Annotated in this window: 17 protein-coding genes; all 17 read left to right on the top strand. The window is 55.2% G+C overall.

Annotation, left to right across the window (positions count from 1 at the left end):
• Positions 1-61: 61 nt before the first annotated feature.
• The 17 genes from acpP (at position 62) to nagZ (ending at position 15,068) form a co-directional block, all read left to right on the top strand.
• On the top strand, positions 62-304 hold the full coding sequence (gene acpP / locus VNZ60_RS00865; RefSeq protein ID WP_038487422.1) for an acyl carrier protein: 243 nt from the start codon (positions 62-64) through the stop codon (positions 302-304).
• Between the two features lie 30 nt (positions 305-334).
• Positions 335-1,576 carry a beta-ketoacyl-ACP synthase II gene (fabF, locus tag VNZ60_RS00860; RefSeq protein ID WP_325656250.1) on the top strand — a complete coding sequence of 414 codons (1,242 nt, stop codon included), beginning with the start codon at positions 335-337 and terminating at the stop codon, positions 1,574-1,576.
• 65 nt (positions 1,577-1,641) lie between these two features.
• On the top strand, positions 1,642-2,145 hold the full coding sequence (locus tag VNZ60_RS00855; protein WP_325656248.1) for a flagellar hook-length control protein: 504 nt from the start codon (positions 1,642-1,644) through the stop codon (positions 2,143-2,145).
• Between the two features lie 81 nt (positions 2,146-2,226).
• Complete coding sequence (gene rpoE, locus VNZ60_RS00850; protein ID WP_014006857.1) at positions 2,227-2,829, top strand: RNA polymerase sigma factor RpoE; 603 nt, start codon at positions 2,227-2,229, stop codon at positions 2,827-2,829.
• Positions 2,830-2,896: 67 nt separating this feature from the next.
• Positions 2,897-3,526, top strand: coding sequence for a sigma-E factor negative regulatory protein (locus tag VNZ60_RS00845; protein ID WP_325656241.1), 630 nt, complete (start codon positions 2,897-2,899; stop codon positions 3,524-3,526).
• Between the two features lies 1 nt (position 3,527).
• Complete coding sequence (locus VNZ60_RS00840; RefSeq protein WP_325656258.1) at positions 3,528-4,553, top strand: MucB/RseB C-terminal domain-containing protein; 1,026 nt, start codon at positions 3,528-3,530, stop codon at positions 4,551-4,553.
• A gap of 90 nt (positions 4,554-4,643) precedes the next feature.
• Positions 4,644-6,056: a DegQ family serine endoprotease gene (locus tag VNZ60_RS00835; RefSeq protein ID WP_414648748.1), complete on the top strand. Its 1,413-nt coding sequence runs from the start codon at positions 4,644-4,646 to the stop codon at positions 6,054-6,056.
• Positions 6,057-6,181: 125 nt separating this feature from the next.
• Entirely contained in the window at positions 6,182-6,484 is a 303-nt protein-coding gene (locus VNZ60_RS00830; protein WP_325656237.1) for a glutaredoxin family protein, read from the top strand.
• A gap of 322 nt (positions 6,485-6,806) precedes the next feature.
• A complete protein-coding gene (lepA, locus tag VNZ60_RS00825; protein WP_325656235.1) occupies positions 6,807-8,600 on the top strand; it encodes a translation elongation factor 4 in 1,794 nt (597 codons plus the stop codon).
• Complete coding sequence (lepB, locus tag VNZ60_RS00820) at positions 8,597-9,514, top strand: signal peptidase I (RefSeq protein WP_325656233.1); 918 nt, start codon at positions 8,597-8,599, stop codon at positions 9,512-9,514. Before lepA ends, lepB begins: the two co-directional genes overlap by 4 nt.
• An 18-nt stretch (positions 9,515-9,532) precedes the next feature.
• Complete coding sequence (locus VNZ60_RS00815; protein WP_325656231.1) at positions 9,533-9,901, top strand: DUF4845 domain-containing protein; 369 nt, start codon at positions 9,533-9,535, stop codon at positions 9,899-9,901.
• Between the two features lie 62 nt (positions 9,902-9,963).
• The gene (gene rnc, locus VNZ60_RS00810; protein ID WP_325656229.1) at positions 9,964-10,998 is read left to right on the top strand and encodes a ribonuclease III; all 1,035 of its coding nucleotides are present in this window, start codon (positions 9,964-9,966) and stop codon (positions 10,996-10,998) included.
• The gene (era, locus tag VNZ60_RS00805; RefSeq protein ID WP_211462958.1) at positions 10,995-11,915 is read left to right on the top strand and encodes a GTPase Era; all 921 of its coding nucleotides are present in this window, start codon (positions 10,995-10,997) and stop codon (positions 11,913-11,915) included. Before rnc ends, era begins: the two co-directional genes overlap by 4 nt.
• Before the next feature lie 24 nt (positions 11,916-11,939).
• Positions 11,940-12,797 (top strand): DNA repair protein RecO, encoded by an 858-nt coding sequence (gene recO, locus VNZ60_RS00800; protein ID WP_325656226.1) that lies wholly within the window; start codon positions 11,940-11,942, stop codon positions 12,795-12,797.
• 51 nt (positions 12,798-12,848) lie between these two features.
• Positions 12,849-13,607 carry a pyridoxine 5'-phosphate synthase gene (gene pdxJ / locus VNZ60_RS00795; protein ID WP_325656225.1) on the top strand — a complete coding sequence of 253 codons (759 nt, stop codon included), beginning with the start codon at positions 12,849-12,851 and terminating at the stop codon, positions 13,605-13,607.
• 25 nt (positions 13,608-13,632) lie between these two features.
• Positions 13,633-14,025, top strand: coding sequence for a holo-ACP synthase (gene acpS / locus VNZ60_RS00790; protein ID WP_325656223.1), 393 nt, complete (start codon positions 13,633-13,635; stop codon positions 14,023-14,025).
• Positions 14,022-15,068, top strand: coding sequence for a beta-N-acetylhexosaminidase (gene nagZ, locus VNZ60_RS00785; protein WP_325656221.1), 1,047 nt, complete (start codon positions 14,022-14,024; stop codon positions 15,066-15,068). The genes acpS and nagZ overlap by 4 nt, the downstream gene beginning before the upstream one ends.
• The last annotated feature ends 18 nt before the right edge of the window (positions 15,069-15,086 follow it).

Here is a 15,086-nt window from a genome sequence, read left to right as displayed (position 1 = left end):
ATTTTCAATGCGCAAACCTGCTAAAATGCGCGCACTTTCTGTAACCTAATGGAGGCATCACATGTCCGATATCGAACAACGCGTTAAAAAAATCGTCGCTGAGCAACTGGGCGTCGCAGAAGCTGACATCAAGATCGAGTCATCGTTTGTTAACGATCTGGGTGCTGATTCACTCGACACAGTTGAACTGGTGATGGCACTGGAAGATGAGTTCGAAATGGAAATCCCTGACGAACAAGCCGAAAAGATCACTACAGTGCAACAAGCTATTGATTACGCTAAGGCCCACGTTAAGGCGGCCTAAGCAAGCTTTGAATGTTTCCAGGAGAACCGCTTGAGCCGCACACGTGAACGCCGCGTTGTGATAACTGGCCTGGGTTGCATTTCACCGGTCGGCAATACGATTGCCGATGCGTGGAGTGCGATTATCTCAGGCAAATCAGGGATCGCGACCATCACCAAGTTTGATGCCACTGCTTTTTCCACGCGTTTTGCGGGGGAAGTGAAGGGCTTCAATATCGAAGATTACATTCCTGCCAAAGAAGCACGGCATATGGATACTTTTATCCACTATGGCATGGCGGCGGGGATGCAGGCGATGCAAGACAGTGGCCTGGAAGTAACTGAAACTAATGCTGAGCGGATAGGCGTCATCATCGGCTCAGGCATTGGTGGTTTGCCGTTGATCGAAGAGACGCACGCCGAGCTGACCAATCGCGGTCCGCGCCGGATTAGTCCGTTTTTTATCCCGGCATCGATCATCAATATGATTTCGGGCAATCTGTCGATCAAATACGGTCTTAAAGGACCGAATTTGGCGATCGTGACTGCTTGCACCACAGGCTTGCATTGTATCGGTGCAGCCGGCCGCATGATTCAGTACGGCGATGCCGACGTGATGATTGCCGGCGGTGCAGAATCAAGCGTGTCTCCGCTAGGGGTCGGCGGTTTTGCATCGGCGCGTGCCCTGTCATCGCGTAATGACGATCCTGCTACCGCCTCACGTCCGTGGGACAAGGATCGGGATGGTTTCGTATTGGGTGAGGGCGCCGGCGTGCTGGTGCTCGAGGAATACGAACACGCCAAGGCGCGCGGCGCCAAGATTTATGCGGAACTGCTCGGCTTCGGCATGAGTGGCGATGCTTATCACATGACGGCGCCTAGCCTGGACGGTCCGCGTCGTTGCGTGGGGAGTGCTTTGCGCGACGCCGGTATCAACGCCGATCAGGTGCAATACTTGAATGCGCACGGTACTTCGACGCCGTTGGGCGACAAGAATGAAACGGAAGCGATCAAGGCGGCTTTCGGTGATCATGCGTATAAGCTGGTGGTGAATTCGACCAAGTCGATGACCGGGCATTTGTTGGGCGGCGCCGGTGGCCTGGAGTCGGTATTTACCGTGCTGGCTATACATAATCAAATCTCGCCGCCGACTACCAATATTTTCAATCAGGATCCTGAATGCGATCTTGATTACTGTGCCAACACTGCACGGGACATGAAAATAGACATCGCAGTCAAAAATTCATTCGGCTTTGGCGGCACGAATGGCACCCTGGTTTTTGGCAAAATCTAAACTTTTGCAACAGGCTTCGAACCGGTTTCTGCGGATGCCGGTTCGATTTTCGTTTTAAGCTTGCCATGATGTCGATCGCCCTGTCAGCCACGATCAAGCCTTCCAAGGCATTGTCGGTAATGGTTGGCTTGCAGTGTCTGCTGGCCGCTGCGGTTGGCATCCTGATTGCAGGCGGTGCTGTTGGCGATTTGCCGTTACCTGAGCGTCTTGCTCTGGCTGTGCTGTGTATATCAGCGGCTATTTACGGGATAACGCGCTACTATCGTAGCAGGCATATTGTTCAAATCGAGATTTCTGGAAGCGGCCGCATCAGGATTGCCGATATGGCAACCGCACGGGCCATGCCCGCCACTAAACAGATACCATTGCCAGCAAAAATGCTTGGTGGCACTACTCTCTGGTCACATTTACTGCTGCTGCGCCTTCGATTGGATAGCGGCTCGGTCCGAACAATCGCTATACTGCCTGATTGTGTTTCTAACGACACTTTCCGAAATTTATCCGTGGCATGTCGCTGGATTGCGTCGCGGACGAATAAAACGGGATCCGCTGGATTGGATAATGAATAAGCACTTTCTTGAATTTTTATCATTGCTTACTATCTATTTCCGCGCCCGCATGCAAGTCGCAACAAAACAAGGGAATGGGGATTGACGACAGAACGCGAAATTGATCAACTGCTTGTCGAGCGCGTACAGCGTGGCGATAAGAAGGCGTTCGAGCTCTTGGTTATTAAATACCAACGCAAGCTGATGCGTCTTGTGTCGCGCCTGGTGCGCGATCAGGCAGAAGCCGAGGATGTTGTGCAGGAAGCCTTTATCAAGGCTTACCGGGCGCTGCCTCAGTTTAGGGGCGACTCTGCCTTTTATACCTGGTTGTATCGGATCGGCATTAATACCGCTAAGAACTATTTGGTGACCCAGGGGCGCAGAGCGCCCACCTCAACCGAGGCAAATTCTGAGGAAGCAGAAACTTTTGACGACGGCGAGCAACTAAGGGATATAAACACTCCTGAATCGTTGCTGGCCACCAAGCAGATAGCACAAACCGTGAATACTGCGATGGAGGCGTTGCCGGCAGAGTTGCGTACGGCGATTACCTTGCGCGAGATTGAGGGTTTGAGTTATGACGAAATTGCTGAAGCAATGGGATGTCCGATAGGAACGGTACGCAGTCGGATATTTAGGGCACGGGAAGCTATCGCAGATAAGTTGAGGCCGTTGCTGGATACGGCCATCGACAAACGTTGGTAAAAACGTTGTTAAAAAAAGATAGTGGTTTTTCGGGAACGAAGGGGTTGGCCAGGTTTTAAGGTGACTTATGAATACCAAAGATATGACCCAAGAGCAGATTTCTGCCTTGGCTGATGGGGAGTTATCCAGTGCCTATGTGGATATGGCGTTGGCCGCTTTGCGTCAAACAGACGGTCGCGACACATGGGACGTTTATCATCAGATAGGCGACATCATGCGTTCGGATGATATGGCGTTGACCATGAGTCCGGATTTTGCTGCCCGCATGGCAGCACGGCTGGATGCTGAGCCGACTATTATTGCTGCGCCATTGGCCGCCACCGCGCAGTCCTCCGAGCATATCGCTGTAGGTGGCGGCCAACCTATTCGCGTCGGTGTGGTGGGCGCCAAACGTTCCATCAAACGCTTTGCCTTGCCAGGCATGGCGGCTGCGGCGGTAGCGGCTGCGGCGTTCATTATCACCCCGCAAACAGCGGTGGTCAGCGGTCCGGCGCCCACTGTGGCGACAACGTCGCAACTGGCCCTGGCGTCTGCATCTGCTGTCGGTGAAGATCATGTCGTCACACATGCCGGAGGTGTGTTACGGGATTCCCGGATGGATGAATACCTGACAGCACATCAACGTTTTTCTCCTTCTCTCTATAGTGCTGCGCAATACGCGCGGCCGGCCACATTTGCACCTGATGCTGATAACTAATATGCGGCAGACGCGGGTCTTGCTTGGAGTTGTTCTGTCGCTGGTCATGGTGCTTTCCGCACAGGCGGAAAGCACAGATGCAGCAAATGCGGCTGACAAACAGGAGGCGCAGGCACTGCTGAAAAAAATCCAGTCGGCAGCGCAAAAGCTGAATTATTCCGGAACCTTTGTCTATCAGCAGGCGAATCAGATACGTACCTCACGTATCACGCACGTGCTGGAAGGCCGGAACGAAGTAGAGAAACTGGAAATTCTCGATGGTCAGCCGCGTGAATATATCCGGCGTAACGAAGATGTCACCTGCTATATGCCGGAGACTAAAACCAAGATAGTCGAGAAGCGCGTCACACAAGACGGGTTCCCGGCGATTCTGGCGGCGCTGCCAGCCGACCTGACCGATTATTACAACGTGAAAATGGGCGAAACCGGGCGCGTTGCCGGTTTCGATTGCCAGGCTGTGCTGCTGGAGCCCAAGGACAATATGCGTTATGGCTACAAGCTGTGGGCGGAAAAAAATTCCGGCTTGTTGTTGCGGGCGCAAACCTTGAACGGCAAGAATGAAATCGTCGAGCAGATTTCATTTACCCAGATTGGCATAGGCAACGTCGATCATAGTCACCTGAAGCCGAGTTTTGGTAACACCACTGCCTGGCACACGGAGAGTAGCGTGATCAATCCGGCCAATCTGAACGAGTGGACGGTGACTGGCATGCCGGCCGGGTTCAAGAAAGTACGTGAGCTCAAGCGTATGGTGGCTGATGCCCCGGCCGCGAAGAGCGCTGCAGGCTCGCCGGTGATGCCGGTTGCGCGACGTGAAGTTTCACAGCTGATTTTTTCAGACGGACTGGTGGCGATTTCGATATTTATCGAACCAGGCAATCAAAGCCGTACCGAGGGATCTTTGCAGCAGGGGGCGTTAAACATCGTCGGTAAGCGGCAAGGCGACTATTGGCTGACGATTGTCGGCGATGTGCCGCCGGCGGCGATGAGGCAGGTGGCCAATTCGATTGAACTCAAAAACAAATAAAACTCTATGACTATGAAAACGCTAGGTCCGGTTAGTTACGTTTTATCTGCAGTGGTTGTCAGTGCGACAGCCGCTTTTTTTGTTCCTGCCATGATGGGCGTCGGCCCGCAGGCAATCGCGGCGTCGGTATCCGGATTGCCGGACTTTACCGATATCGTCGAAAAAACCGGCCCTGCCGTGGTCAATATTCGTACCACTGAAAAAATAAAAAGCGGTTCCGGGCAAGGTGATTCAGGCGACCCTAGCGACGATGAAATGCAAGATTTCTTCCGCCGCTTTTTTGGTGTCCCTGTGCCAAACGTGCCGCGCTCGCAAGTCCCTGGTCAACGTGGCCGCAAGGCTGATCCCAAGCAGCAGGAAGAAGTGCCGCGCGGCGTCGGTTCCGGCTTCGTGATTTCGGCCGACGGTTACGTCATGACTAATGCGCACGTGATCGACGGCGCTAGCGAAGTGTATGTGACATTGACCGACAAGCGCGAATTCAAAGCCAAGGTGATAGGTGCGGACACCCGCAGCGACGTTGCTTTGTTGAAAATCGACGGCGCCAATTTACCTCGCCTGACGATGGGCGATTCCGACAAGATCAAGGCCGGTGAATGGGTGCTGGCGATCGGTTCGCCATTCGGCCTGGAAAATACCGTGACCGCCGGCATCATTTCGGCGAAAGCACGTGATACCGGCGACTACCTGCCTTTGATCCAGACCGACGTCGCAGTCAACCCGGGTAATTCCGGCGGCCCCTTGATCAACATGCGCGGCGAAGTGGTTGGCATCAACTCCCAAATCTATAGCCGCTCCGGCGGCTTCATGGGGATTTCGTTTGCAGTGCCGATCGACGAAGCCATGCGTGTGTCGGACCAGTTGAAAGCATCGGGCAAAGTGACGCGTGGCCGGATTGGCGTGCAAATTGGCGAGGTAACCAAAGACGTGGCTGAGTCACTGGGCTTACCCAAGGCTGAGGGCGCATTGGTCGCCAGAGTCGAGGCGGACGGGCCGGCTGCTAAAGCTGGCTTGCAGGCCGGCGACATCATCTTGAAATTTAACGGTGTGGCGATCGATAAGGCGAACGACTTGCCGCGCCTGGTCGGCAATACCAAGCCAGGGGCGCGTGGCACGATCAGCGTCTGGCGCAAGGGCAGCAGTCGCGACTTCCCTATCACGGTCACGGAGCTGGCCGCGGACAAAGTCGCTTCGGATGATGACGCCAAGCCGAAGAAAGAACAGGTTGCCAACGCGCTTGGTCTGACGGTCAGTGATTTGAGCGAAGCCAAGAAGAAAGAGCTGGGCATCGATGGCGGCGTGTTGATCGAGACAGCCGACGGTGGCGCGGCGCGGGTTGGTCTGCGTACCGGCGACGTGGTGCAGCGCTTGAACAATACCGATATCAAGGATGCCAAGCAGTTCAACGCCCTGGTGGCCAAGCTGGAGCCGAAGAAAATGGCGGTGCTGCTGGTGCGTCGTGGCGAGTCATCGCAATTCGTGCCGCTGCGTCCAAGTAACTGATTGGGCTGATTGCTGTTGTCTAGAGCTGCAGACTGTCGAGGTCTGCAGCTTTTTGTCTTTTTGCCGGCCCAGGCTTAATCCAAATTTGTTGCGCCAGCCATGTCTTTCGAAGTTCAGGAATATTCATGTCAAAACCACACTTCATTCTGTACAGTCGTTCTTACTGTCATCTTTGCGAAGACATGCTGCAGGCGCTGCTGGTTTTGCAGGCGCCCGATGAAAACGCCGCGGGCTACGTTGTGGACAGCGCGGCGGACCGCTTTACCGTTGAATTGATCGATGTCGACGCGGATCCTGAGCTGGTGGCTAAATATGATGAGTTGGTCCCTGTGCTTGTGGGGAACAAGGATGGCCAGGAGCCGATGCAACTTTGCCATTATTTTCTGAATGTCGAGTTGGTAAAGAGTTTCTTAAGCGAGGGCGTTTGAACCCCGCTCTCTTGGGCGCCGGAATAAGTGCTTATATGATAATTTTATTTTCTTCGTGGAAATGATATTTCACATACTCCTATCCGGAAATATAAAAAGAAGCCCTTGCGGCCCTCTGTTTAAGGTGTTTTTAAGATACTTGTAGGAGTATGTTGATAAATCGCTTTCCTTGTTATACTGGTCAGCAATATCTTCGGGCCTCTGATTTGTCGGTTTTCCCCTCTGAAATCCGGTAAAATGGCGGCACTGAATAACCTGTCATAAAAGGCGCTCGCCTGGGACATCCCGGCTCAGAGCGCCTTTTTTGTAATCGCGTCTGTCAATGAACAACATCCGTAATTTCTCCATCATCGCCCATATCGACCACGGTAAATCTACCCTGGCGGACCGTATCATCCAATCCTGCGGCGGCTTGTCCGATCGTGAAATGGAGGCCCAGGTACTCGACTCAATGGATATTGAGCGCGAGCGCGGCATCACGATCAAGGCCCAGACCGCGGCGCTGTCTTACAAGGCGCTGGACGGACAGATCTACAATCTGAACCTGATCGACACCCCGGGTCACGTCGATTTCAGCTACGAAGTCAGCCGTTCTCTGTCCGCTTGCGAAGGTGCGTTGCTGGTGGTCGACGCCTCGCAAGGGGTGGAAGCGCAGACCGTGGCCAACTGCTATACAGCACTGGATCTTGGTGTGGAAGTGGTGCCGGTGCTGAACAAGATCGACCTGCCTTCGGCCGATCCTGACAACGCAATTGCCGAAATCGAAGACGTGATCGGGATTGACGCCCACGACGCCGTGCATTGCTCGGCCAAGACGGGGCTCGGCGTGCGCGAAGTGCTGGAGTCGCTGATTGTCAAAGTGCCGCCGCCGAAAGGTGATCCGGACGCTCCTTTACAAGCGTTGATTGTCGATTCCTGGTTCGATAATTATGTCGGCGTCGTGATGCTGGTGCGTATCAAGAACGGCACTTTACGGCCCAAGGACAAGATCCTGCTGATGGCCACTGGTTCCCAGCATCTGACCGAAAGCGTCGGCGTGTTCACGCCTAAGTCGCAATCGCGCGAGTCGCTCTCGGCGGGCCAGGTGGGCTTCATCATTGCCGGCATCAAGGAATTAAAAGCAGCCAAGGTCGGCGACACGGTAACGCTGGCATCCAAGCCCGCGGCCGAAGCCTTGCCCGGCTTTAAAGAAGTGCAGCCGCAGGTGTTTGCCGGCTTGTTCCCGGTCGAGGCGAATCAGTACGACGCACTGCGCGACTCGCTGGAAAAACTCAAGCTGAACGACGCCGCCTTGCAATACGAGCCTGAAGTATCACAGGCCCTGGGTTTCGGCTTCCGCTGCGGCTTCCTCGGTTTGCTGCACATGGAAATCGTCCAGGAACGCCTCGAACGCGAGTTCGACATGGACCTCATCACCACTGCGCCTACCGTGATCTACGAAGTGGTCAAGCGCGATGGCAGCATCATGCTGGTGGATAACCCGTCGAAGATGCCGGATCCGTCGAATATCGAAGAAGTGCGCGAGCCTATCGTCACGGTCAATCTGTACATGCCGCAAGAGTACGTGGGCTCGGTGATCACGCTGTGCACCCAGAAACGCGGGCAGCAGATCGACATGAGCTATCACGGCAAGCAGGTCAAGCTGACCTACGAAATCCCGATGGCTGAGGTGGTGCTGGATTTCTTCGATCGCCTGAAGTCAACCTCGCGCGGTTACGCCTCGATGGACTATGAATTCAAGGAATACCGCTCAGCTGACGTGGTCAAGGTCGACATGCTGATCAACAGCGAAAAAGTCGATGCGCTGGCGATTATCGTGCACCGTGCCAACAGCCAGTACCGCGGCCGCGCAGTCGCCGCCAAGATGCGCGAATTGATTCCGCGCCAGATGTTCGACGTCGCGATTCAAGCGGCGATCGGCGCCAACATCATTTCGCGCGAAAACGTCAAGGCCTTGCGCAAGAACGTGCTGGCCAAATGCTACGGCGGCGATATCAGTCGTAAGCGCAAATTGCTGGAAAAGCAGAAGGCCGGTAAAAAACGGATGAAGCAAGTGGGTTCCGTCGAGATCCCGCAAGAAGCATTCCTGGCAATCTTACAAGTGGATGAAAAATGACATTGCAATCAATCTTAGGAAATTTCGCATTAATCCTGTTTGTCTTGACCGTTGTCACCGGCGTCATCTGGTTTTTTGACCGCTTCTACCTGAGCACGCAACGGCGGGTCAGGGCCGATGCAGCGCTGTCCGAGTTCGACGCCCGCAACGCCAAGCTGAGCGCCGACGGCATCAAACTTGAAAACAGCGGCCGCGCCGCGCTGGAAGCAAACCTGCTGCGTCAGCCGACCTGGGTCGAGTATTCCGGCAGCTTTTTCCCGGTGATCGCCATGGTGTTCTTTTTGCGCTCGTTCTTGTATGAGCCATTCAAGATCCCATCCAGTTCGATGGTGCCGACGCTGCTGGTGGGCGACCTGATCCTGGTCAACAAGTTTACCTACGGCGTCCGGCTGCCGATCATCAATAAAAAAGTGATCGAAATGAATCATCCGCAGCGCGGCGACGTGATGGTGTTCAAATATCCGAAGGATATGTCGCTCGATTACATCAAGCGCGTGGTTGGGGTGCCCGGTGATAAAATAACTTACCGAAACAAGCGCTTAACAATTAACGGTCAAGCTCTTTCTTATGCGCCATTGCCGGATTACCTGAATGAAGACCGCCTGGATTACTCCCAGCAATTCATGGAAAACCTATCAAATGTGCAACATACGATCGCTGTGCGCAATGGCCAGCCGCCGATTTCGCTGGAAGGCGTCATGGATTTTTCGAACAAGGACGCCTGTTCCTATAACCCGGAAGGTTTCACCTGTACAGTTCCCGCTGGAAATTATTTCATGATGGGGGATAATCGGGATAACAGCGAAGACAGCCGCTACTGGGGATTTGTACCGGATCAGAACATTGTCGGAAAAGCATTTTTGGTTTGGATGAATTTGGGTAATTTCAAACGTATCGGCACTTTCTTTAAATAAACCATTGCGGAGTCAGGGATGACAAGAATTTCCGGATCTACACGGAAGCAGCAAGGCATTACATTATTCGGCTTGATCGTTGTTCTGGCGGTTCTCGGCTGCATTGGCGTGCTGGTGGCCAAGGTGACGCCGACTACGATCGAATATTTTTCTATCAAAAAAGCGATAGCCAGCGCCAGGACGGCTGGCACCACGGTACAGGAAATCCAGGCCGCGTTTAACAAGCAGGCCGAGGTTGGTTATATCGATGCAATTTCAGGAAAAGACTTGGAAATCACCAAGAATGGCGACGATATCCAGATCAGCTTTGCGTATCAGAAAAAAATCCCGCTGGTCGGGCCTGTCAGCTTGTTGATCGATTATGCGGGCAGCACCGCAAAGTCTTGAGAGGTATTGCGCCAAGTGTTGAACAATCACAGCGGACGACAACCGTAAACGTCGACGAAAAAATGGACCTCATGTTATTGCAAAATCGGCTAGGCCACACTTTTAAGGATGCTACTTTATTGCAGCAGGCCTTGACGCATCGCAGCCATAGCACCTTGCATAACGAGCGGTTGGAGTTCCTCGGCGATTCGATTTTGAACTGCGTCGTCGCGTCATTATTGTTTGACCGTTATACCAAGATAGACGAAGGCGATTTGTCGCGGGTGCGCGCCAATCTGGTCAAGCAGCAATCGCTGTATGAAATCGCGCAAAGGCTGGAATTGTCGCAATTCCTGCGGCTGGGCGAGGGCGAGTTGAAATCCGGCGGCTTTCGCCGGCCCTCGATTCTGGCCGATACGCTGGAGGCGCTGTTTGGTGCGATTTTCCTGGACGCCGGTTTTGATGCGGCGCGCGATGTGATCCGCGCTTTGTATATCCCGATCCTGGATACCGTCGATCCCAAGACCTTGGGCAAGGATGCAAAAACCCTGTTGCAGGAATACTTGCAAGGGAAAAAAATCGCCTTGCCGCAATACAATGTGGTGGCTACCCACGGCGCTGCGCACAATCAGGAATTTGAAATCGAATGTCTGGTGCCGAAGCTGGATATTCAAGTATTCGGCAATGGCGGCAGCCGCCGCGCCGGCGAACAGGCCGCGGCCAAGCTGGCGCTGGAAGCGGTGCAAAAAGCATTTGTGAAAGCACCTGCAGCGCCCCGCAAAGCCAAACCACGTACGGCGCAATTGAAATTGAGCGGGATTGCGACGATTCAACCGGATGCGCCGGAAGCCACGCCGGATGAAGCTGGCAAACCGGTCGTGCAGGTCAAAGACAAAGGCACGGCTGAGGTAGCGACGGCCAAAGCAGCAGCCAAGGCGCATGTGCCAGCCGCCAACGGCAGCGCTGAAGCAGTTGCCCCGTCTAAGGTAAATAATGTGGTCAGCCCCGCTACGGAAACCGTGGTCGCCAGCGCCGCCGCCCTAACTCCCGCTGTAACTTCCGCCGTAACTTCTTCTAATACAACACCCCATACTACGAGTAAATCGAAAACCGCATGACAGACTCTACACCCCAGGCATCGACTGATGCTGCAGCTGATTTTCGTTGCGGCTACATAGCTATTGTCGGGCGCCCCAACGTAGGCAAGTCGACCTTGATGAACGAGCTGATCGGCGCCAAGGTCAGTATTACTTCGCGCAAAGCGCAGACCACGCGTCATCGGATTACCGGGATTCAAACCGTGGCCGACACGCAGTTTGTGTATGTCGATACACCAGGCTTCCAGACCCGTCATTCGAACGCGCTGAACAAAACCCTGAACCGCACCGTGACCACGACGCTGACCGCGGCCGACGTCATTTTGTACATCATCGAAGCCGGCACGTTTGGCCCGGCCGATCAGCAGGTGATGGCCCTATTGCCGGCCAATGTGCCTTGCATCCTGGTCATCAACAAGTCGGATCGGGTCAAGGACAAGGCCGTATTGCTGCCGTTCGCTCAAAAAATCGCCGCCATGCGCGATTTTGCCGCAGTGGTGCCGGTGTCGGCCAAGCTGCGCTTCCAGCTGGACAATCTGCAAGGCGAAATCCGCAAGCATCTGCCGGCAAATCCGCCGATGTTCGGTGAAGACGATATTACCGATCGCAGCGAAAAATTTCTTGCGGCCGAGATCGTGCGTGAAAAAGTATTCCGTTTTGTCGGCGATGAATTGCCTTATACCAGCACCGTCCTGATCGAGAAATTCGAACTTGAAGGTAATCTGCGCCGGGTGTTTGCGGCGATCCTGGTTGAGCGCGACACCCACAAATCGATGGTGATCGGCCAGAAGGGCGCCCGCCTCAAGGATATTTCCACTCAGGCGCGGCTGGATATGGAACGCCTGTTCGGCGGCCCGGTATATCTGGAAATCTGGGTCAAAGTGAAATCCGGCTGGGCCGATAACGAAGCCGGATTACGCGCCTACGGCTACGAATAAGCCCGGATCTATACCCCACTGAGCATGAGCGCCATCATCGCTGACGATACCGCCGGAGAAGCAGCCATGCCGACCACCGTGGTTGAAGAGCAATTGATCGCCATCATCAGCGACGACGCCGGCGCCGCTTCTACTTCTGCCAGCCCGCCGAAACGCCGCGCCCGGCCACTCGATACCCGCGTCACAGCCCAGCCCGGTTTCGTACTGCACAGCTACCCGCATCGCGAAACCAGCCTGATCATCGATGTCTTCAGCCGCGATTACGGCCGCATCGCCCTGGTTGCCAAGGGCGCCAAACGCCCCTTGTCAAAATTGCGCGGCGTGCTGCAAACCTTCCAGCCCTTGTCGCTGAGCTGGAGCGGCAAATCCGAAATCCGCACCTTGATTGCCGCCGAATGGGTCGGCGGTTTGCTGCCGCTGGAAAAATCGGCTCTGCTCTGCGGCTTTTATCTGAATGAGCTGCTGGTCAAACTGGTGGCGCGCGACGATCCGCATGCGGTTTTGTTCGATCACTATGTCACCACATTGAATCAACTGGCGCATCAGGAACCGGCGCCGATTGTCCTGCGTCAGTTCGAAAGAGCGCTGCTCAAGCAGACCGGGGTTGCCGGTGATTTCACCCGGTGCACCAGCAGCCGCCAGCCGGTTGATCCCGCCGAGAACTATGTGGTCGATCCCGAACGCGGCCCGCGTCTTGCGCGAGCAGCCGATTCCTGGCCGCGGGTCAGCGGCAAGACCTTGCTGGATATGGAAAGGGAAGATTACAGCGATGTCGTCACCCAGGCCCAGAGCAAGGTGCTGATGCGTTTCCTGCTGGCCTATCATCTGGGCGGCGCGCCATTGAATACGCGGCAGATTCTGATCGACCTGATGCAGTTGTGAGGGTACAGATGACTGCCGCCGATAAAACCAACTCCACTACCTGAGCATACGATGAGCTATCTCAATCCTACTTCGTCGATCATCGACCTTGGCATCAACATCGATCACGTCGCCACTTTGCGTAATGCACGCGGCACCACTTACCCTGATCCGCTGCAAGCCGCATTGCAGGCGGAAGAGGCGGGCGCCGATGCGATCACTTTGCATTTGCGCGAAGACCGGCGCCACATCAAGGATGCCGATGTCGAAAAGATCCGGCCGCTATTGCGCACGCGGATGAACCTGGAAGCGGCGGTGACCCAGGAAATGATCGATTTTTCCTGCAAGATCAAACCGCAGGATTCTTGCCTGGTGCCGGAACGCCGCCATGAAATCACTACCGAGGGCGGCCTGGATGTCGTCAAATATTTCAACCAGGTGCAGGCGGCGGTACGTCAGTTGCAGGCCGAAGGCATCCGTGTCAGCCTGTTCATCGATCCTGAAGCAGATCAGATCCAGGCTGCAGCAGAAGTCGGTGCACCGGTGATCGAACTGCACACCGGGCGTTATGCCGAAGCGCATGACGAAGCCGGGCAACGCAGCGAGCTGGAGCGGGTGCAAGTTGCGGTGCAAGAGGGCGTCAAGCGCGGCCTCAAGGTCAACGCCGGGCATGGCCTGCATTACACCAACACCCAGGCAATTGCCGCGATTCCGGATATCACCGAACTGAACATCGGCCACGCCATCGTGGCGCATGCTGTGTTCGTCGGCTGGAAAGCTGCCGTTAGCGAGATGAAAGCCCTGATGGTGAAAGCGCGCCTGGGTAAATAGAAGGGCTTGTGATGAAAGGTTTGTAATGATATATGGCATCGGCACCGACATCATTCAGATCCCCCGGATAGCGGCGGCGCTGCAGCGCAACGGCGATCGTTTTGCGGAAAAAATTCTTGGCCCGCAAGAAATGGAAAAATACCTGCAGCGCAAGGCCAAGGTAGAGGCCCGCGGTATCCGTTTTCTGGCGACACGCTTTGCCGCCAAAGAAGCGTTTTCCAAAGCGCTCGGCTTGGGCATGAAGATGCCGATGACCTGGCGCGCCATGCAAACCCTGAACGCACCCAGCGGCAAGCCGATTGTCGTCGTCAACCCGGCGCTGGAAGAATACATGCAAAAGAACGGCTTGACCGCTCAGGTATCGATTACCGATGAGGTGGAATACGCGGTCGCCTTCGTCATTGTGGAGAAAACATGAGTAGTAACGGTAGTAGTCAAGCGGCGCTCGGCCCTGTCATGCTGGATGTGGTTGGCACCGCTTTGAGCGCCGACGATCTGCGCCGGATTCAACATCCGCTCACCGGCGGCGTGATTCTGTTCACGCGCAACTATCAGGACCGGGCCCAGCTTACCGCGCTGACTGCAGCGATTCATGCGGCGCGTCCGGGCATATTGATTGCGGTCGATCATGAAGGCGGACGGGTGCAACGTTTTCGGACCGATGGTTTCACCCGTCTGCCGGCGATGCGGGTGCTCGGACAACAATGGGATCGCGATGTACTGGGCGCGACCAAAGCGGCAACGGCAGTCGGTTTCGTGCTGGCGAGCGAGTTGCGCGCCTGCGGCGTCGATCTGTCGTTTACGCCTGTGCTTGATCTCGATTTCGGCGGCTCCAGCGTGATTGGCGAACGGGCTTTTCATCGCGATCCGCGCGTGGTTACCTTATTGGCGAAAAGTTTGAATCACGGCCTGGCGCTGGCCGGCATGGCCAATTGCGGCAAACATTTTCCCGGTCATGGCTACGTGCAGGGCGATTCGCACGTGTCGCTGCCGATTGATGAGCGTAGCCTGGCGCAGATCATGGAAGAAGATGTCAAGCCCTATGACTGGCTCGGCATGAGCCTGGCGGCGGTGATGCCGGCGCATGTGATTTATTCGAAAGTCGATAAGCACTCGGCCGGTTTTTCTAAAAAATGGCTGACCATCCTGCGCCAGGATCTCGGTTTCAACGGCGTGATTTTCAGCGACGATTTGAGCATGGAAGCTGCGGGTTCGGCCGGCGGTGTGCTGGATGGCGCCAAGGCGGCGTTGGCTGCCGGTTGCGATGTAGTCCTGATTTGCAATTCGCCGGACAAGGCGGATCAACTGCTGGCGGGCTTAAGTGTTGTTGGCGATGATGCAGCCGCATCCCGCGCACACCTGATGGCCCTGGCGCCGCAAACAGCGGCATTGGATTGGGACGCACTGCAAACAGATGCGCGTTATCTGGCCGCCAGATCGTTGGTGCAATCATTGGTGTAGTCACAGCGATGATGGATA

The sequence above is a fragment of the Collimonas sp. genome (genome assembly GCF_035566375.1).
Classification (GTDB): domain Bacteria; phylum Pseudomonadota; class Gammaproteobacteria; order Burkholderiales; family Burkholderiaceae_D; genus Collimonas.
Note: the sequence above shows the minus strand (reverse complement) of the source record. Positions and strands in the feature narration are given on the sequence as shown.